We start from the raw sequence: 19212 nt of genomic DNA on the forward strand, positions 1-19212 counted from the left end.
GTCGGCCGGAGGCCAGTCCTTTCCGGGGGGTGTATCCGGTTGCCTGCTGTGCTTTCGGGGCACGCCCGTTCCGGCGAACGGATGCGGACATGCCACGGTACCGCGTACGGTCTAGTCGTTACATCGCGCAGTTCGGCAGCTAGTGCAGTTCAACAGGTAAACGGCTGGAGAACGCGGGTGGTTCCCCGACCACTTGCGGCAACACGTCGGTTCGATCACCCCCTGGTGTCGGACCTCGTGGTCACAATCATGGCATGGTCGTTACATCGTGAGTGGCGACACAACAGAGCGCAGGGGGTATGGACATAGTCGAGCTACGGACACCCACGGCGATTGTGCGTCATGGCAACGGGCGGTTGACGGTGCTGCGACCTGGAACGGACGGCGAGCGCGTGCTCGACGTGCCGGTGAGCGACCTGCTGAAGGTTCGTTTGAACCGGCGCGCCGATGACGCCGTCGTCATCGAGATCTATCTCCGCTACCCCACCCCGGTCCTGACCGGAGTCCCCGCCGACCGGACCCCGCTGCCGGTGCTCATCGCCGAACACGATGTGCCCGCCGCGACCGTCATCGTCGAGCGGATCAACAACCAGATCCTGGCCACCCAGCGGCTGGATGTGGCCGCCCCCGATCTGACCCCGCCCGCGCCCTCCTGGGGTCGCAGCGGACCCGCTCGCGCCGACGTGGACCGCGCGGTGCGGCGCATGGCCCCCAAGCGGGACGTCAAGCCCGCGATCGCGGCATTGCAGCGGTTCGTCACGCCCGGCGAGTACGTACTGGAGACCGCCCTGGTCACCGCGCAGGCGCCCGCGCCCAAGGCCACCGGCCTGCTCGCGGTCACCACCACGCGGCTGATCTTCGTGGCCCTCGGGCTGGGCAAGCGTTTCGCCCACGAGCTACCGATCGCGACCCTGCTGTGGGCGCGCACCACCGACGACGAGGACGCGGCGGACTCCGCTCCGGGCGAATACGGTTTCGAGGTCAGTGACGGCAATCTGATCTGGAATTTCCTCGGCACCGATCGCGCCGATACCGATCGGGTCGCGGGCGCGTTGAATTTCGCCATTCAGCGCGAGGTCGCCGACGGTGCGGCCGGGCCGGCCGATCCGGGCGTGGCGAAGCTGTACTCGGAGTGGGAATTGCTGGTCGAGCGCCATTCGCTCGGCATGGTCGACGACGCGCAGTTCCAGCGTTACGGCCGCGGAATTCTGCGGTCCCTGCCGGACTGATCGACACCGCCGGACCGCGGCACGGGTTTGGGGGCGAATGGCCCCCGAACCGGGGATGTCATTCGTCCGGCTGCAGCGTGATCCGCCGCCACGGGCTGGTCGGACGCATCCACAGGCGTAGCAATTCCATGCGCCGATCCACGCCACCGGATTTCAGTTCCGCGAGGTCCTCGCAGGCCTGCCAGTAGGTCCACCCGGCCAGATAGGCGTCGCCGAATTGCCGCCAGTTGCGGTATTTGCGCTGGGCCGGGGGCAGGGCCCGCATCAGGTAGTCCCAGGCGACGTCGGCGTCGAGGTAGCCGGCGGTATAGGCCATGCGGGCGACAGCCACCACACGGGCCAGATCCCAGGCCTGGATATCGGTGGGCAGCGGGCGGACCAGGTGGTCGGTGAGACCGAGTTTGATGGCCTGCGACCAGATATCGTAATCGCGGACCAGGGCTTCGGGATTCTCCATGCCGCGGAAAGATCCGACCTGGCGTAGGAAGGCGCGATGACGATCCGCGCGTTCGCCGAAGCGGTCGCGTTCAGGGGAGTTGATGGCCGCCATGACGAGCGGATGCACGAGCGCGTAGAGCGGGCCGTGCATGCCATCGAGCAGCTGTTCCATCGAGGCCATGGCCTCGGTGCCGTCGGTGATGCCCCAGGCGCCGGTGAGGGTGTCGATGGCAAGTTCGCGGCGATCGCCCAAGGGGTGGTCGCGTTCGGGTCCGAGCAGCAGCGCGTCGTGGAAGGCGTCCCAGCGCGCTGAATAGAAGCCGCCGAGCGCCAGTGCGCGCAGTTCGTCGTCCGAGACCTGCGCACCGGACCAATGATCGTCTTCGCGCTGGTCCAGCTCCGGATAGGGAAATGTGGTCAGCGTGGGTACGTCGCGGGCGGGCATAACCCGATTGTTCCCCATCGATCTTGGAGTGGCCGCCTATTCGCCGATCGCGTCTGCCACACCCGTCGCGGCGGGTGCGAATAATCGGCAAACCATTCGGTCCGTAATTTCGGCGGCCCGGCACGACACAGTCACGCAATTGTCTGAATCTTGCCCTGTCACAGCGGGTAATCCGACGCTAACCTCTGGGGGCATGAGTGGGAACATCACCCTGCTGCGCGGTCTCACACCGGCCGCCACCGAGCAGGAAATCTATGCCGCCGCACAGGAATACGTGCGGAAAGTCGGCGGGGTGTCGGGATTGACAACGGCCACCAAGACGGCGGTGGACAAGGCGGTCGCGGCAATCGCCGCGGCCACTACCCAATTGCTGGCCGAATTACCGGAACGCCGGGCCTCGGAGGGCGAACCGCCCACCCGTCGCCGGGCCGCCCGGGAGGCCATCGCGGAGGAGGCGAGCTGAGGCTCGCCGAATCACACCCCATACACCGCCACGCAGTCGAGCGCGATCTCCAGCCGAGGTCCGCGCTGGTCGAGTGAGTGACCGAGTAGTTCTTCTATGCGCTGAACGCGGTATCGCACCGTGTTCTTGTGCACGCCGAGCATTTTCGCGGCCGCGTCGGGGCTGCGCCGGGCTCGGAGATAGGCATGCAAGGTTTCGCGCAATCGCGCCGACTGCGGGTCGGGCGCGACGAGTGCGCCCAGTTCCCGTGTGATGAGTGATCGCATCGCGGCCTCATCGGTTCCCGCTAGGTAGGCGACCTCCACCTCCGAGTAGTGCAGCACCCGCGGCGTATCCGGCCGGGCCCGTTCGGCGACCTGCCGGGCAGCGACCGCCTCGCGGTGGCTGGCCCGGAATCCGGTGGTGTGCGTGGCGGGCACGCCGACCGCGACGCGCACGGGCGCGTCCACCGACCACACCGGATCGTCCGGCCCGGGAATCGCCGGGCCGGACACTCCGTCGCCGTCCACGCCGATCCAGGCCCACAGCGCGGCCGCGCCGGAGGGCACGGTGAGCAGGCTGCCGTTGCCGATCGTGCCCGCGAATCGGGCCACGATCCGGTCGAGCCGGCCCACCGCCTCACCGCTGCCGTCGGACGGCAACGGCGCGGCATCCTCGTCGGTCCACACCACGAGCGCCAGATGCCGTTGCCCGAGCCGGTATCCGAGCCGGGCCGAGGCGCTCTCGGTGTCCACGTCGGCCCCGTCGAGCAGGCTGCGCACGATCTCGGCGCGCTGGGTGAGAGCGGCGCGCAGGCCGCGTTCGCGTTCGGCCATGTAGGTGTCGGTGAGAGTTTCGACCGAGGTGCTGACCCAGCGCGTGGTTCGGTCGAAAAGCCGTAGCAGCAGCGATCTTTCGATATCGCGGGGCAGCTGCCGCTGTTCGAGCACCTCGGTCATGTAGTCGATGCAGGCCTCCTGGCCGAGGTGGTAGACGCGCAGCAGCAGGCGCACGTCGTAGCCGCGGCGGGCGACGGTGCGGGCGAAAGCGTGGGCTTCCTCGGGGACCGGGTAGTCGAAGCGGTCCTGGGTGAGGCCGCTGAGCACGGCGACGGCGTGGGCGCGGCTGCTGGCGGCCAGGTCGCGGCGCATATCGCGGTCGCGCAGTTCGGGGATGCGGGCGATGATCGCGTTGTCGAGGCGGGTGACGACCTGTTCGAGGGTTTCGGCGGGCAGGGTCTCGGCGACGAAATCGGCGATCCATTGCCGAAGCTCGGCACTGTTCAGCGTCGTCGTCACAGGGCACCTCCGGGGTTTGTACTCCGAGCACAAAACCGACCGGAACTATTGACCCGATTGGCCAAGCATGGGCTCGCGAAATTGTGTCACGATCATAGTCCGGTGAGCTGGCACACAGCTCGCGATCGCAACGTAGCGCATGGGGAGAGGCACATCGTGACCAATACCGAACCCGCCGCGGGCACCGCTCGCAAGACCGGGACCCGCAAGGCAGCCGGGACCGCGACCAAGGCCGCCCCGCAGCCCCAGGCCCCGACGCCGGCCACCGAGCTCGAGGTCCGCAACCCCGCGACCGGGGCGCTCGCCGGGACGGTCCCGATCGACTCGGCCGACACCGTCGCGGCCAAGGTCCGCGAGCTGCGCGCGCATCAGCCCGCCTGGGAGGCCCTGGGCCCCGACGGCCGCAAGGAGTGGCTGCTCAAGCTCCAGGACTGGCTGGTCGACAACACCGACCACCTGGCCGACGTGCTGCAGTCCGAGACCGGCAAGGCCCGCGTGGACTCGCTCATCGACCCGGCCTTCTCGGTCGACCTGACCGGCTACTACGCCCGCCGCGCCGCGAAATTCCTCGCCGACGAACACCCTTCGCCGCACAGCCCGCTGGCCCGGGTCAAGCAGCTGACCACCGTCTTCCGCCCGTACCCGGTGGTCGGCGTGATCACCCCGTGGAACTTCCCGCTGGCCATGCCGGTCATCGACGTGATCCCGGCGCTGGCCGCGGGCGCGGCGGTCATCCTCAAGCCCTCCGAGGTGACCCCGCTCTCGGCCGTCGAACTGGCGCGCGGCTGGCGTGAGATCGGCGCGCCCCCGGTTTTCGAGGTCGTCACCGGCGCGGGCGAGACCGGCGCGGCCGTGGTCGGCAACGCCGACTACATCCAGTTCACCGGTTCCACCGCCACCGGCCGCAAGATCGCCGCGGCCTGCACCGAGCGGATGATCCCGTTCAGCCTGGAGCTCGGCGGCAAGGACCCGGCCATCGTGCTGGCCGACGCCGACCTGGACCGGGCGGCGCACGGCATCGCCTTCGGCGGGCTGTTCAACGCCGGACAGGTCTGTATCTCGGTGGAGCGCGTGTACGTGGAAGCCGCCGTGTACGACGAGTTCCTGGCGAAGCTGACCGCCGCGGTCAAGGAGGTCCGCCAGGGCGTCGACGGCCGCAAGCCGCAGTTCGATATGGGCGCGCTGGCCAACGAAAACCAGGCCCAGATCGTCCAGCGGCATGTCGAGGAGGCCGTCAAGGCGGGTGCGCGAATCACCACCGGCGGCAAGCGGACCGGCGTCGGCACGCTGTTCGAGCCGACCGTGCTCGCCGACGTGGACCACACCATGACCTGCATGACCGAGGAGACCTTCGGCCCCACACTGCCGGTCATGAAGGTCGCCAACGAGGCGGAAGCCATTCGGCTGGCCAATGATTCGATCTACGGCCTGTCCGCGTCGGTGTGGTCGGGCGACAACGATCGCGCCGAACGCGTTGCGCGCCAGCTGAACGCCGGCGCGGTCAATATCAACGACGTGTTCGCCAATATGTTCAGCTTCGCGCTGCCCATGGGCGGCTGGGGCCTGTCCGGCACCGGCGCGCGCTGGGGCGGCCCCAACGGCGTGCGCAAGTACTGCCGCCAGCAGGCCATCACCAAGCCGATCCTGCCCACCATGACCAAGGAACCCCTGTGGTTCCCGTATTCGCCGCCCAAGCTGATGTTCGCCATGAGCGCCATGCGGGCCGCGGGCACCCGCGGGCTGCGTCGTCTGAACGTGCCCGCCATCGTCAAGACCGTGCGGGGGCAGTGATGACCGACTTCGGAACCATCACCGGCAAGGTCGTGGTGATCACCGGCGGCGCGCGCGGCATCGGCCTGGCCACCGCCACCGCGCTGCAGGCGCTCGGCGCGAAGATCGCCATCGGCGACATCGACGAGACCACCGTCAAAGAGTCCGGCGCGGCACGGGATTTCGACGTCTACGACAAGCTGGACGTCACCGACCAGCAGTCCTTCGAGGGCTTCCTCGACGAGGTGGAACGCCGCCTCGGACCGATCGACGTGCTGATCAACAATGCCGGGATCATGCCCACCGGGCGCGTGGTGGACGAGCCCGACCAGATCACCCGCCGCATCCTCGACATCAATGTCTACGGCGTGATCCTCGGCTCCAAACTGGCCATCGCCCGCATGCTGCCGCGCGGCCGCGGGCACGTCATCAATATCGCGTCGCTGGCGGGCGAGAGCCATATTCCCGGCCTGGCCACCTACAACGCCAGCAAGCACGCGGTGCTCGGCTTCACCGACACCCTGCGCGAGGAGTACCGGGGTACCGGACTCGAGTTCTCCTCGGTGCTGCCCACGCTCACCAAAACCGAACTGGGCTCCGGGGTTTCACTGCCCAAGCTGATGCGCGCCGCCGAGCCGGAGGAGATCGCCGACGCCATCGCCAAGCTGATCGTGGCGCCCAAGGCGAAGGCGCGGGTCACCGCGGTGGCGGGGATCATCGCACAGGCCGTGGGGCTGCTGCCGCAGGCCGTGGGTGACGCCATCGGGCGGGCGCTGGGCTCACAGACCGCCTTCCTCGACGATGTGGACGGCGACGCGCGCAAGGCGTACGAGCACCGGGTGCGCGACTAGCTCGCCGTAGGGTCGGCGGCATGGGAAGCAGGAGTGCGGTTTTCGCCGGATTGTCGACACTGGATCTCGCCTATGCCGTCGACCGGTATCCCGCCGAGGACTCCAAGACCCAGGCCGCCGACCTGTTCCTCGGCGCGGGCGGACCGGCCGCCAATGCGGCGGTCGCGTACGCGTTCCTGTCCGGCGCGCACCCCGCGCTGGTCACCGCGCTGGGGAAACACCCACTGGCGGAACTGATCCGGGGTGATCTGCGGCAGCACGGCGTCACCGCCGTCGACCTCACCCCGGACGGTGATCAGCAACCGCCGGTGTCCTCGATCATCGTCGCGACCGAGGCGGCCACCCGGACCATCGTGTCGCTGGACGGCTCGCGGATCCATCCGGATCTCGACGACTCGACAGCCGAGACGGTCGCGGACGCGTCACTGCTACTGGTGGACGGCCACTATCCCGACCATGCCGTGCGGCTCGCGACGGCGGCTCGAGCGGCGGGTGTGCCGGTAGTGCTCGATGCCGGACGCTGGCGACCGGTACATGCCGAACTGCTGCCCGTCGTGGACATCGCGATCTGCTCGAGTGCCTTCACTCCGCCTGGGGTAGCGGCGAATTCGGTGCATGAGGTGTTCGACCACCTGCACGCGATGGGCCCGGCGCTGGTGGCGGTCACCGGGGGCGGCGGCCCGATCCGCTATTCGATGCCGGGCGGCCACGGTGAGGTCCAGGTTCCCGCCGAACCCGCGATCGATACGCTCGGGGCGGGCGACATCCTGCACGGTGCGTTCTGCCACTTCCACGAGCGCGGCGCGGACTTCCCGGCGGCACTGCGCGAGGCGGCCGTCGTGGCCGGCGCCTCGTGTCGCTACCTCGGCACCCGGGAATGGATGCGGCACTTCGACACTCGGCCGGCGCGGTAACCGGTCAGTCGATGCGGTAGCCGCGACCTGCTTTGCGGAGCACCAGATCGGCGCGGACGCGGGTGGATTCGACCAGGACCGCATTGCGCAGGTCGCTGTTGGTCACCTTGTCGCGGGCGGCCGCGGGAGTGCGGCCGCCGCGAATATGTCGGCGCAGCAGGCGTTGTTCGATGATCGGGCGCGGCACGTCCAGGTACCAGGCCTCGTCGAGCTGGGGGCGGACGGCGGCCCAGCCCGGGTGGGCGCGGTCGTCGAGGAGCAAGTAGTTGCCTTCGGTGACGACGATGCCGTGGTGGTCGAAGACGACGCCGCCGGGCACCGGTTCGTGCAGGTCGCGGTCGTAGGTGGGCCAGGGCACGGGGGTGCCGGGGGCGGCGTCGCGGAGCGTTCGGAGCAGCGCCACATAACCTTCGGCGTCGAACGTCTCCGGTTCGCCCTTGCGGTCCAGGATTCCGGCGGCGCGGAGCTGGTCGTTGGTGAGGTGAAAGCCGTCCATGGGCGCGACTTCGGCGATGGCGGTCCCGGCGGCGAGGTTCAGTTCGTCGCGGAGGCCGCGGGCGAGGGTGGATTTGCCAGCCCCGGGCGGGCCTGCGATCCCCAGCAGAAACCGACCGGAATGACCTTCAGCACGCCGGCGGACACGCGCCGCCAACTCCGCCAAGGAGGTTTCGACACTGCCACGTATCGCCACCCCACGAGCCTACGGGGAATCAGCGCCCGCCTTCGGGAATGGCGCGAACCAGCGCTCCCAGATCGGCTTCCAGCATTCGTGACAACTGGTAGATCACCACGAACGCCAGCACCCCGCCCACGCTGAGGATGCGCAGCGGCACGATCACCAACCCCAGATCGTCGGTCGCCACGAAGGTCACCGACGCCACACCCAGCAGCGGCACCGACGCCGCCGCGGCCAGATAGAAATTGCTGCGCCGCGCCAGCGCCGCCAGCTGCCGCCGATCTTCGTGCCCCACCGAACCGCGCGCCAACAACTGCGGATAGAGCGACCGCACCGAATACACCATGATCAGGAAGAACGGATAGGCCAGCGCGATGGTCGCGCACACCACCTGCGCGGTGAAGAAGTGCGCGAAAGCCATGTGCGGCAGACGCGCTCCCGCTCCGGCCAGCGCCAGCGGCCACACGATTCCGGCTATCAGCCACAACGCGAACGGCACCCACACCACCCGCTCTCCGAGCAGCAGGGTGTCGGCGCGGGCACGGGCCAGCTGATCCGGGGTGTACTCGTGCCCACGGCCCAGCCGATACGAGACCGTCAACGGTCGCCGCGCCAGCCACAACAACAGCAGCGCGGCCATCGGGAAAGTCGCCAGATTGGTGATCAGCGCCACCTGTTCGAACCGGTTCTGGTCCGGCGCCGACAGCTCATCCACGATGAGGCTCTTGTTGATCCGGATGTTGAACCAACTGGCCAGTGCGTTCGGCAGGCCCACGCACAGCATCGCGATCGGCACCGGCCAGCTCCGCAACCGCGCCCACAGACTGTGCGCGGGCGGGTCGATCAGATCCCGGGCATCGGGATCCAGGCACAGATCCAACTGACCGGCCAGCTGGGCGCCGCTCTGCCAGCGCCGGGACGCGTCGGGGCGCAGGCATTCCAGCAACACGCGCCGCAGGGTGGCGGGAGTGTCCGGGGGCAGGTTGTCCAACGCCGCCGCGGGCACCCCGGCCATGCGGCGGGCCAGCATCGCCCGCACGGCCTCGGTCCCGGTCCCGGCCTCCGCTTCGGCTGTGGCCACCAGCTCGGCCGCGGGTTTCACCTCGACTCCGGCCCCCTGATCAGCAGTAGTCCCCCGTTCGGCTCCGGTCCCGTGCTCAACCACGGTCCCGTGCTCGGGGGCGGTCTCGTGGGCGGCTCCGGCCCCCGGTTCGGCGGTGGTGTCGTGTCCAGCCTCGGCCCTCGCCTCGGGATCGTCGAACGGCAGTGCGCCGGTGAGCATTTCCCACAGCACCACACCGAGCGAGTAGATGTCGCTGGCCGGACCGGGTGACGGCGCGGCCGAATCCAGCAGGGCCCGCAGCGCCTCCGGCGACCGATACCGCAGTGCCCCCGCACCATTCGCGGTCGCGCCGCGCGTCCCGATGAAGCCCGTGCTCCAATACATCGGCCCCAGTGCGAAATCCGCGAGCTTCGGCACCCCTTCGGCCGTGAACAGCACATTGGCCGGCCGGATGTCGTGGTGCAGCACCCCTTGCCGTTCCCCGTATTCGAGTGCCTCGGCGAGCCGTCTCCCCACCCAGGCCACGGTTTCGGGCCAGCTCAGGGCGGCGATGTCGGTCCGTACCGGCGATCCGGACGGGCGGCTCTCGCCCTTGGCCTCCATGGCGGAATCGATGGCGCGCAGCAGCAATCCGCCGTCGGGCAGCCCGTTCGTGGCGGGGGCGGCGCGGTGGATCACGCGGCCTCCGGGTTTGCCGCCATTGCCCGCCGTCCTGGCTTCGCGGCGCAGCTGGGCGAGCACGCCCTCGGCGGTGCCGCCGGGCACGTACTGCATGTACAGCAGCCGCAGCGGTTTCCCGGTGCTGCCGTCCGCGATCAGCCGCTGGTCGAAGACGCGCACGATGTACTGGTGGTCGAGCTGGGCGACGGTGTCGGTGTCGCTGTCCGTGCCCGCCTCCACCCGGACCGCGACCAGTCGCTGCATGGAGCGCTGCCGGGCCAGGAACATGCGGCTGTGGTCGGCGCCGCCGAGATCGGTGAGTAGATCGAAATCGTCGAGGCGGCGGCCGGTTTCGATGCCCTCGGGCAGCACCGGCGGAGGCGGCGGCGGGGTCTCGCCGGTGAAGCGGCGGCGGATCTCGGTGGCGACCTCGGGGTATTCGGCGGTGAAGCTGTCCACGTCGAGGGGCCGGAAGCGGCTGCGGGCCAGGTACTCGTCGCACACCAGGTCGGCGAAGGCCGGGCTGGCTCCCATCTCCGGGAATTCGTCGCGGTACTCCGTGATCCGCTTCTCCAGTCCGGCGCGGCGCCAGCGCTGCCGCATGTCGACACGGACCAGGTCGGTGAGGACCTCGAGCCGGACCGCGCGCCCGTCGGGCAGGTACCCGGCCAGGGGCGGCGGTTCCTGGCGGTCGCCGCGCAGGGTCGATTCCCAGTCGGCGGCAAAACGGGCGAGAGCTCGGGCCGAGAGTTCACTCACGGCTCGGCACCCGGGTCACCGCCGTCGCCGGATTCCGTGGCCTTGACGGTCTCGTGCACCGAACGGGCCGGGGCGACCACCCGTTCCAGCGCCGCCAGGTCCGCTTCGAGGGCCCGGAAGATGATGTAGATCAGCACGAACGCGGCGATCCCGCCGACGCTGAGCACGCGCACCGCCACGATCACCTTGGGGATGTCCTCCGGCGGCAGGAACGTCACGCCCGCGACCGCCAGCAGCGGCACCGACGCCGCCACCGCCAGATAGGTGGTGCAGCGTCGTCCCAGCCGGTGCAGCCACACCGCGTCCTCGCCGCTGATGTCCCCGTGCCGCAGGTACATCGGATAGATGCACCGCACCAGGTAGAAGGCGACCAGGAAGAACGGGTACGCCACCGCGATCGCACCGCACACCACCAGCGACACCAGGAAGTGCACGATCCCGCGAGCCGGGAGGTCGGTGGCGGTCATCCGCAGCACCATCGGGAAGGTGAAGCCCGCGATGACCCACAGCGAGAACACCACCAGGGAGATGCGTTCCCCGGCCAGCAGGACGTCCGCCCGGGCTCTGCGTAGCGTCTCGGCGTCGTATTCGCGGCCTTTGCGCAGGCCGCGCGGCACCACGATCACCGAGCGGCACAGGTAGGCGATGATGGCCGTGCCGAGGGGGAAGAAGACCAGGTTCACCAACGAGGTGGTGAGGAAGAAAGTACGCATGGCGGACTCGGACAGGTGGCTGATGATGAAGGCCCGATTGTGCGCGATGTTGTACAGCGAGGCGAGGGTGTTCGGGATCGCCACGGCCAGGATGACCAGCGGCATCAGCCACGGCCGCATCCGTTTCCGCCAACTGTGCGGCGGCGGGTCGACCAGGTCGCGGGCGCGTTCGTCCAGGCACAGGTCGAGCTGGGAGGCGAGGACGGCGCCGCTGCTCCAACGCTGCTCGCGGGACGGTTCGAGGCAGGTGAGCAGGACCCGGCGCAGCGCGGCCGGGCAGTCGGGCGGCACCCGGTCCAGGGCCACGGTGTCGACGCCGTGGCGGCGGCGGGTGAGCATGGCCTCGAGGGTGGTGCGGTCGCCGTGGTCGCCGGGTCCGGCGGTGGTGTCGTCGAAGGGTTTGGCCCCGGTGAGCAGCTCCCACAGCACCACGCCGAGGGAGAAGATGTCGGCCCGGGTGTCCAGGTCGGCGGCACTGGTCGCGGCCGCCGGATGGCAGGCTTCCAGCTGTTCCGGGGACATGTAGGACAGCGAACCACCGAAGTAGGAGACCGGGCTGGAACTGTCCAGATTGCGGCTGAAACTGATATTGAAGTCGGCCAGCTTCGGCACGGCCTCGGCGGTGAGCAGCACGTTCGCGGGCTTCACGTCGCGGTGCAGCACCCCGTGCGAGTCCGCGTAGTCCAGCGCCTCGGCCAGCCTGCGGCCCAGCCACGCGACGGTTTCCGGCCAGCTCAGCCCGGCCAGTTCGGCGCGCACACTGGAGTCGGTGGGCCGGATCTCGCCCTTCTCCTCCATGGCGGCGTCCACCGCGTCCAGCAGCAGTTGCCCGCTGCGTTCGGCGGGCGGGGTGGCGCGCACCCAGCGCAGCACGCCGAGCAGGGTGCCACCGGGCAGGAACTGCATGTACAGCAGCCGCAGCCGCCGCCCGGATTCGGTGCGCACGTCCGAGAGCAGCCGCTGGTCGAAGACGCGCACGATGTAGTCGTGGTCGAGCTGGGCCAGGGTCTGCGGTTCGGTGCCGTGGTCGGCGGAGATCTTCACCGCGACCAGGCGTTGCAGGGAGCGTTGCCGGGCCAGGAAGACGCGGGCGAACGCCCCGGAACCGAGGCTGGTCAGCAGGTCGAAATCATCGATGCGCTGGCCGATCTCGATGCGATCGAGCAGCGCGCCGGTGTCGGGCGTGGTGGCGACTCCGTCGGTGACGCGGGTGGGGTCGGCCGGGTCGCTGACCAACTGCGAGGGGTCCTCGTACTGGGTCAGCTCGCTCGCGTCGGGCACCCTGGTGGTGTCGCCGTCGATCGGCTGACCGGTGCGGGTGGTGGCCTCGACCGGCAGCCGGGTGGATTCGTCGAGCCAGGCGCCGCGCGTGGCGTCGAGCTCGAAATCGCCGCGGGTGGATTCATCGGGCCCGGCGCGGCGGGTGCTCTGGTCCTCATCGTCGGCATTGAGCAGCTGCCGCAGTTCGCTCGCCTGATCCGGGTATTCGCGCAGGCAGTCGCGCGGATCCACGCGCTCGCCGCTGTGGCGGCGGATGACGAACTCCTCGTACACCAGCCCGGCGGGCAGATCGGCCACCGCGAGCTCGGGGAATTCGGCGCTGTAGTCGCGCAGTCGTTTGGGCGGGGTGGCCGGTTCCCCGGTCGTGCGGCGCAGCCACCGGTGACGCATGTCGACGCGGATCAGCTCCAGCAGCGCGCCCCGGCGCAGCGTGCTGGCGTCGGGCAGATAGTCGGCGATAACGGGTGGTGACGCAGCGGAGTCCCAGGCCGCCGCGAAAGCGACGACCGCACTCGATTCGGTTCCGGCAGAGTACGCGCCGGAACGGTAGTCGGAACCAGAAGCCATGTCCGCACCCATTCTGGCTCGGCACGGATGTCGTCGATCCGCACGGTCGATCCGGGGATGTCGTGGATTCCGATCTTCGGACAAAGAACCCGCCACACCCAGCACCATCATCCCCGACCAATAGCCGGAATGATAACTTGCGGGCCACGAGCGGATCACCCGATTTCGACACGATGCGACGGGGGACGACGAGCATGTACGACGAGGGCACGGCATTAGCGGCGGACATCGCCGCGGCCGGAGCCGCCGAGGAGGAAGCGGTGGCGCTAAACGCGCGAGACGGGGGAGCCGACATGCCCGATTCCGACACGCCGTCCGACCGTCCCCCGGTGGATCCGACCACGGCGATCGGCGTCGCCACCGCGGTCCAGAACGGCACCCTGTCCCCCGAGGACGCCGTCGAGGCCGCGCTGACCCGGATTCGCGCCCGCGACCGGAAGCTGAACGCCTTCAGCCTGGTCCGGGAGGAGGCCGCGCGCGCCGAGGCCCGCGCCGTCGCCGAGCGGGCCGACCTGGACATGCTGCCGCTGGCGGGGGTGCCCATCGCGGTCAAGAACAACATCGACGTCGCGGGTGAGGTGACCCGGGGCGGGTCGCTGTCCGGGTCCGATCTGGCCGCCACCGCCGATCACGCCGTGGTGCGGCGGCTGCGGGCGGCGGGCGCGGTGGTCGTCGGGCTCACCCACGTTCCCGAGTTCGGGCTGTGGGGCGTCACCGACGAGCCGGGCAGCATCACCCGCAGTCCCTGGAACACCCGCTACTCCGCGGGCGGTTCGTCGGGTGGCTCCGGCGCGGCGGTCGGCTCCGGCATGGTGCCGATCGCGCACGGCAACGACGGACTCGGCTCGGTGCGCATCCCGGCGGCCTGCTCCGGCGTGGTCGGCCTGAAGCCGGGACGCGGCCTGGTGCCCGCGGACGTGGGCATCGACTCCTGGGGCGGAATGACCGAAAACGGCGTTCTCGCAACGACTGTCGCCGATACGGCGCTCATGCTGTCGGTGCTGGCGGACCGCCCCGACCTGGCCGACCTGGACACCCCGCAGACCCTGCGCATCGGCCTGGCGACCGCGACCCCGATGCCGCTCGCCCACGTCGATCTGGCCTGGACCGCGGCCGCCGACAAGGCCGCCGCGGCCGCCTCGCTGGCCGGGCACATCATCGGCGTGGCCGAACTCCCGTACCAGGGCGTGACTTTCGCGCTGCTGCTGCGCTGGCTGGCCAATGCCGCCCGCGAGGCCGCGACCGTGCCGCACCCCGACCGGCTGCAGCGCCGTACCCGCACCCACGTGGCGCTGGGCCGGATGGTGCTGAAGTCGGGTCTGCTGCGGGCCTCGCAGGTCGACCGGGTGGAATCGCGGCTGCTGGACTACTTCGAGCGCTACGACGTGGTCATCACGCCGACGCTGGCCGCCCCCGCGCCACGCGCCCGCCGCTGGCATTCACGGCCGTGGCTGGCGAATGCGCTTGCCAACGTGAAGTTCTCGCCGTTCACGCCGCTGTGGAATCTGGTCGGCTGGCCGGCCATCTCCATTCCGATGGGCCTGCACCCGCGCTCCGGCACCCCGGTGGCGGCGCAGATCGCGGGCCCGCCCGGCAGCGAGGCCACCATCCTGCGGCTGGCCGCCCAGATCGAGGCCGCCCACCCCTGGCAGCGGACTGTCTCCTGACGAGATCGGACACTGCGTCCTGACGAGATCGGACACCGCCTCCTGACACGGGGCACCGCCTCCTGACCGTCTCCGGACACACGACAGCGCCGCGTCACCGAAGTGACGCGGCGCTGTCTTCGTGCCGATCCCGCACGCCGTTGTGCCGGGCCCACACTGCCCGGACCGACCGCGGCAACCTCCGACCCTCTGCCGCCGCCCGTCTCGGACTGTCCTTCCCTCGGGCCTAAACGGCCGCGAGCGGTTCCTGTTCGGCGAAGCCGCCGTCGAGCACGCGGGCCGCGAACTCGAGAATGGTCGGGCGGTCGTCGTCGGCGCGCCAGGCGACCGCGAGTTCACACGGGGCCAGGCCGGTCACCGGGCGGGCGGTCAGGCCCGGCCAGCGGTACATGGGGACGTTGTTCTCGGCCAGCAGGCAGACGCCCAGGCCGAGGCTGACCGCCTCGAGGCGTTCCTCCGCGGTGGCGGCTTCCGCACCGATCTTGGCCTGGCGGCCGCCGCGGGAGTCGGCGCCGAGCCAGAAGTCGCGGGCCGCACCGGCTTCGGCGGGCATGGCGACGAAGGGCTCGTCGATCAGGTCGGCGAAGTCGATGCTCTCCTGGCCGGCGAGGGCGTGGTTCTCGGGCAGCAGCACCCAGCGCGGCTCGGTACGCAGCACCTGCCAGCGGTAGCGGCTGGTGTCGGGCACGGGCAGCCACATGAGCGCCAGGTCCGCCTGGCGGCCCGCGAGGCCGCTGGACGGGTCGGTCCAGGACGCGGAGTGCAGGGCGAGCCGGTGGCCGCTGGCGCTCTCCAGGTCGGTGATCAGGCCGCGGCCGATGGAGGACTGGATGCCGACGCGCAGCACCTCACCGGCCTCCTGCAGGGCGACATTGGTGACTTCCCAGAGTTCGAGGATCTTCCGGGCGCCTTCGAGCAGTTCCTTGCCGGCGACGGTCAGGGCCACGCTGCGCTGGTTGCGGTCGAACAGCACGACGTCCAGCTGGCGTTCCAGCTGCCGGATCTGTCGTGACAGGGTGGGTTGAGCGATGTGCAGCCGTTGCGCCGCGTTGGTGAAATGCAGTTCCTCAGCGACGGCGACGAAATACCGCAGGTCGCGCAAATGCGGGTCCATAGCCCCTTGCTATCAGAATCGGTCTTGATTTTCCAGCCGTATCCGACCCAAAAGTTTGCAACAGGATCAGAAAACAGCCGTCAGGTTTGTTACGGACAGCATATGACGCCGGTTCAACATTCCGTTAACCGGACTCGCGAATTCCTGGCCATTTGCCAGCACTCCCCCACACGCCTCGAAACGGACACTTGACCAGCATCGATTCACGATCTTGTTCAATCCGCGATCCGAAAGCGATCCGAGCGCTGACCTTCAGCAACAACGCTCCGCCCCGGCCCACACCCCAAACCAGCCGATCGAGTGAGTTTGGTCACAATACGGCAAAAGACCGCCTCCCACAGTGGAAGGCGGCCTGTTTTTCGAGCCGGTGAGGCGGCGGTTACTCCCCGCTGTAGACCTTCGGATCCAGGGTGCCGATGTACGGCAGATCGCGGTACCGCTCGGCGTAGTCGAGGCCGTAGCCGACCACGAACTCGTTCGGGATGTCGAAGCCGACGGCCATCACGTCCACCTGGGTGCGCAGCGCGTCGGGCTTGCGCAGCAGCGTCACCACCTCGAGCGAGGCCGGGTTGCGACTGGACAGGTTGCGCAGCAGCCACGACAGCGTCAGACCGGAGTCGATGATGTCCTCGACGATCAGCACATTGCGCCCGGCGATGTCCTTGTCCAGGTCCTTCATGATGCGCACCACGCCCGAGGACGAGGTGGAGGAGCCGTAGGACGAGACGGCCATGAACTCCATCTGCGTCGGCACGGTGAGCTTCTTGGCCAGATCGGTCATGAAGAAGATCGCGCCCTTGAGCACGCCCACCAGCAGCAGGTCACCCTCGGGGGCATCGGCGGGATAACGCTTGGCGACCAGTTCGGCCAGTTCCTCGACCTTGGCGGCGATCTCTTCCTCGCTGATCAGCACCGACGCGATGTCGTCCCCGTACACGTCCGCTGGTTTCCCTTCAGTCGACCCGACTGTGACTCTTTCAAAAAACGGGTTCACTCCGACCCGAGTATGAGCCTGCCATGTTCACGCGCGGCAACCAACCTCGTCCCGCTGGGTGAACCCCCCACCGCGACCCCGCCCTGCCCACGCCACCGCGTGACCAGCGCCTCCACCGCACGTAAATTGCTGTCCGTCAATGATTTTGCGCCACGCTCGAGCAGCCACGCGCGAATGACGCGGCGCCGGATCGCGGGTTCGGCAGTGGCGAGCGTCTCGATCCCCAGCCCGTCGCCCGCCCGCGCCGCCGCCAGCAACTGCCCGGCGAGCGCGTCCAGCACCGCCGAGTCCTCCCGCAGCTGCGCCGCCGTCCGCGCCAGCGCCTCGGCCACCCCGCCCCCGAGCACCTCCTCGAGCAACGGCAGCACCTCGGCACGCAGCCGCACCCGGGTGAACTCCGGTGCGCTGTTGTGCGGATCCTCCCAGGCCTCGAGCCCCAGATCCGCGCACAGCTCCCGGGTCGTGCTCCGCCGCACTCCCAGCAGCGGCCGCCCCCACGGCTCGTCGTACTCCCCCATCCCCCTGATCGATCGCGCCCCCGACCCGCGCCCGAGGCCCAGCAACACGGTCTCGGCCTGGTCGTCGAGCGTGTGCCCGAGCAGCACCGGCTTGCCTTCGCGGGCCGCCCGCAACGCGTCGTATCGGGCCCGCCGCGCGGCCGCCTCGGGCCCGCCCGGGAACCTGTTGCCCACGGGACCGCTGCCCGCCGGTTCCTCCCCGGCCGCCCACTCCGCCACCGGAACGGCCCCGCCCTCGAGGGGCGAACCGTTCTCGGGTGTCGGTACGACGGCCGCGGTCGGATCCGCCGACCACACCGGCCGGATCGCCCCGTTCGGCGCGCTGCGCTCGACCTCAACGCGCAACACCCGGGCAGACCTGCAGCCGAGGCCCAGCGCGGTGGCCGCGGCGCGATCCGCCACCTCGGCCGAGCCGTCCTGCAGGCCGTGGTCCACGATCAGCGCGTCGACCACGTCGGCTTCGACGCAGGCGGCGGCGGTCAGGGCCAGGGAGTCCGCGCCGCCGGAGAGGGCCACGCGGACCACACCCTCGGGCGCGTAGCGGCCCAGCCACTCCCGGACGGCGCGGCGCAGCTCCAGCGCGGCGCGCGTCTCGGGTAGTCGGGGCCGTTCGTTCACGTCCCGATCGTCGCACGCGGCCGGGGGGCGGCGCCGTGCGGCGAGGATTCCTGCCGGGTACGTCCCGAATTCCGGCGTGGCGCAAGCGCTCCGGAGGGACGAGGGCCGTGGATCAGCCCAGGACCCGGGTGACCCACCGTTGCGGTTCGCCGATCTCGTCGGTGCGGGGCAGGGTTTCCGGCTCGGTCCAGATGGTGTTGAAGCGGGCCATGCCGACGGTGTCGACCACCTCGTCGACGAAGGCCTTGCCGCGCACGTACTGGGCGACCTTGGCGTCCATGCCGAGCAGGGCACGCAGCAGGCGCTGGATCGGGTTGGCGGGCCGCTTGCGACGCTGATCGAAGGCGGCGCGAATACGGGTGACGGAGGGGACCACGGCCGGGCCGACGGCGTCCATGACATGGTCGGCGTGGCCTTCGAGCAGGGTGCCGAGCATGAGTAGTCGGTCCAGGGCCAGCCGCTGGGGTTCGGCCTGGGTGGCTCGCAGCAGCCCGATGACACCGCCCGCGGGGTCCTCGACGCCGCGGCGGCGTTCCTTCACGGCGTCGGCGAGCCGGGCCAGGATGTCGGCGAGCGGCTCGTCGCCCGCCTCACCCAGGGTCTCGACATTGCGGCGCATGTAGTCGGCGATCCAAGGGGCGGACGAGAATTGGACCCGGTGGGTGACCTCGTGCAGGCACACCCAGAGCCGGAAGTCGCTGGGCGGCACGCCCAGTGCACGTTCCACCGCCATGATGTTGGGCGCCACCAGCAGCAGCGTGCCGTCCGGCCCGGTGAACGGGTCGTACTGGCCGAGGATGGCGGTGGACAGGAAGGCCAGCATGGCCCCGGCCTGCAGTCCGGCCGGTTTGCCGACCAGCTTGCCCTTCTCGCCGGGTTCGATGCCGCTGCCGGTGAGCTGGGCCATGGAGTCGGCGGCGGCCCGGATCCAGCCCGGCCGGTCCACGATCAGCGCGTCGGGCACCACCGAGCCGTCGTCGAGCCCGCTGACCTCACGCACCGGCGCCTCGGCGCGGACCGAGGCGGCGGCGAGTTCGGCGACCGCGTGCTCGGCCGAATACCGGGAGGTGCGCGGCCCGGCCGGGACCAGGGCGGCGCCGGTGCGGGCGGCCACGTTCCAGTCGACCGACCCGGTCAGCGTGGTCCGGGTGCGGGCAGGGGCGGCGGGGCTATCGGATCCGGTCATGTTCATCCA

General features: G+C 69.9%; 15 protein-coding genes. 6 read left to right on the top strand and 9 right to left on the bottom strand.

All coding sequences use genetic code 11. The features are described from left to right. Positions 1-362: 362 nt before the first annotated feature. Positions 363-1229: a hypothetical protein gene (locus ACFYTS_RS01825; protein WP_387300628.1), complete on the top strand. Its 867-nt coding sequence runs from the start codon at positions 363-365 to the stop codon at positions 1227-1229. 58 nt (positions 1230-1287) lie between these two features. Here the strand turns inward: ACFYTS_RS01825 and ACFYTS_RS01830 are convergent, their stop codons facing one another. Continuing rightward, positions 1288-2112, bottom strand: a complete 825-nt coding sequence (locus ACFYTS_RS01830) for a DUF1266 domain-containing protein (protein WP_357087511.1) — start codon at positions 2110-2112, stop codon at positions 1288-1290. A 193-nt stretch (positions 2113-2305) separates the two neighbouring features. On the opposite strand from ACFYTS_RS01830, the gene ACFYTS_RS01835 reads away from it, so the two are divergent. Beyond that, positions 2306-2575 carry a DUF2277 family protein gene (locus ACFYTS_RS01835; RefSeq protein WP_357275681.1) on the top strand — a complete coding sequence of 90 codons (270 nt, stop codon included), beginning with the start codon at positions 2306-2308 and terminating at the stop codon, positions 2573-2575. An 11-nt stretch (positions 2576-2586) separates the two neighbouring features. Here the strand turns inward: ACFYTS_RS01835 and ACFYTS_RS01840 are convergent, their stop codons facing one another. Next, the gene (locus tag ACFYTS_RS01840) at positions 2587-3852 is read right to left on the bottom strand and encodes a helix-turn-helix domain-containing protein (RefSeq protein ID WP_357275678.1); all 1266 of its coding nucleotides are present in this window, start codon (positions 3850-3852) and stop codon (positions 2587-2589) included. A 156-nt stretch (positions 3853-4008) separates the two neighbouring features. On the opposite strand from ACFYTS_RS01840, the gene ACFYTS_RS01845 reads away from it, so the two are divergent. The 3 genes from ACFYTS_RS01845 to ACFYTS_RS01855 are packed head-to-tail and all read left to right on the top strand — an operon-like array spanning position 4009 to position 7387. Beyond that, entirely contained in the window at positions 4009-5643 is a 1635-nt protein-coding gene (locus ACFYTS_RS01845) for an aldehyde dehydrogenase family protein (protein ID WP_387300631.1), read from the top strand. Further along, the gene (locus tag ACFYTS_RS01850; protein ID WP_387300633.1) at positions 5643-6473 is read left to right on the top strand and encodes an SDR family oxidoreductase; all 831 of its coding nucleotides are present in this window, start codon (positions 5643-5645) and stop codon (positions 6471-6473) included. Before ACFYTS_RS01845 ends, ACFYTS_RS01850 begins: the two co-directional genes overlap by 1 nt. A 20-nt stretch (positions 6474-6493) precedes the next feature. Further along, entirely contained in the window at positions 6494-7387 is an 894-nt protein-coding gene (locus ACFYTS_RS01855; RefSeq protein ID WP_387300635.1) for a PfkB family carbohydrate kinase, read from the top strand. A 4-nt stretch (positions 7388-7391) separates the two neighbouring features. Here the strand turns inward: ACFYTS_RS01855 and ACFYTS_RS01860 are convergent, their stop codons facing one another. Genes ACFYTS_RS01860 through ACFYTS_RS01870 form a run of 3 tightly spaced genes read right to left on the bottom strand, consistent with a single transcriptional unit; the run spans position 7392 to position 13106 of the window. Further along, positions 7392-8078, bottom strand: coding sequence for a nucleoside/nucleotide kinase family protein (locus tag ACFYTS_RS01860; protein WP_357275669.1), 687 nt, complete (start codon positions 8076-8078; stop codon positions 7392-7394). A gap of 19 nt (positions 8079-8097) precedes the next feature. Continuing rightward, positions 8098-10545, bottom strand: coding sequence for a protein kinase (locus tag ACFYTS_RS01865; protein WP_387300638.1), 2448 nt, complete (start codon positions 10543-10545; stop codon positions 8098-8100). After that, a complete protein-coding gene (locus ACFYTS_RS01870; RefSeq protein WP_357275665.1) occupies positions 10542-13106 on the bottom strand; it encodes a protein kinase in 2565 nt (854 codons plus the stop codon). The genes ACFYTS_RS01865 and ACFYTS_RS01870 overlap by 4 nt, the downstream gene beginning before the upstream one ends. Before the next feature lie 293 nt (positions 13107-13399). Between ACFYTS_RS01870 and ACFYTS_RS01875 the strand changes: the two genes are divergently transcribed. Continuing rightward, positions 13400-14773 (top strand): amidase, encoded by a 1374-nt coding sequence (locus ACFYTS_RS01875; RefSeq protein ID WP_387300640.1) that lies wholly within the window; start codon positions 13400-13402, stop codon positions 14771-14773. A gap of 226 nt (positions 14774-14999) precedes the next feature. Here the strand turns inward: ACFYTS_RS01875 and ACFYTS_RS01880 are convergent, their stop codons facing one another. From ACFYTS_RS01880 to ACFYTS_RS01895, 4 genes are all read right to left on the bottom strand, one after another. Next, on the bottom strand, positions 15000-15887 hold the full coding sequence (locus ACFYTS_RS01880) for a LysR substrate-binding domain-containing protein (RefSeq protein ID WP_357275660.1): 888 nt from the start codon (positions 15885-15887) through the stop codon (positions 15000-15002). Positions 15888-16266: 379 nt separating this feature from the next. After that, the gene (gene hpt / locus ACFYTS_RS01885; protein WP_387300642.1) at positions 16267-16824 is read right to left on the bottom strand and encodes a hypoxanthine phosphoribosyltransferase; all 558 of its coding nucleotides are present in this window, start codon (positions 16822-16824) and stop codon (positions 16267-16269) included. Between the two features lie 53 nt (positions 16825-16877). After that, positions 16878-18017, bottom strand: coding sequence for an ATP-binding protein (locus tag ACFYTS_RS01890; RefSeq protein WP_387300644.1), 1140 nt, complete (start codon positions 18015-18017; stop codon positions 16878-16880). Between the two features lie 112 nt (positions 18018-18129). After that, a complete protein-coding gene (locus ACFYTS_RS01895) occupies positions 18130-19203 on the bottom strand; it encodes a zinc-dependent metalloprotease (RefSeq protein WP_387300646.1) in 1074 nt (357 codons plus the stop codon). Positions 19204-19212: the final 9 nt, after the last annotated feature.

Source organism: Nocardia sp. NPDC004151, from assembly GCF_042874235.1.
In the GTDB taxonomy this organism is placed as follows: Bacteria; Actinomycetota; Actinomycetes; order Mycobacteriales; family Mycobacteriaceae; genus Nocardia.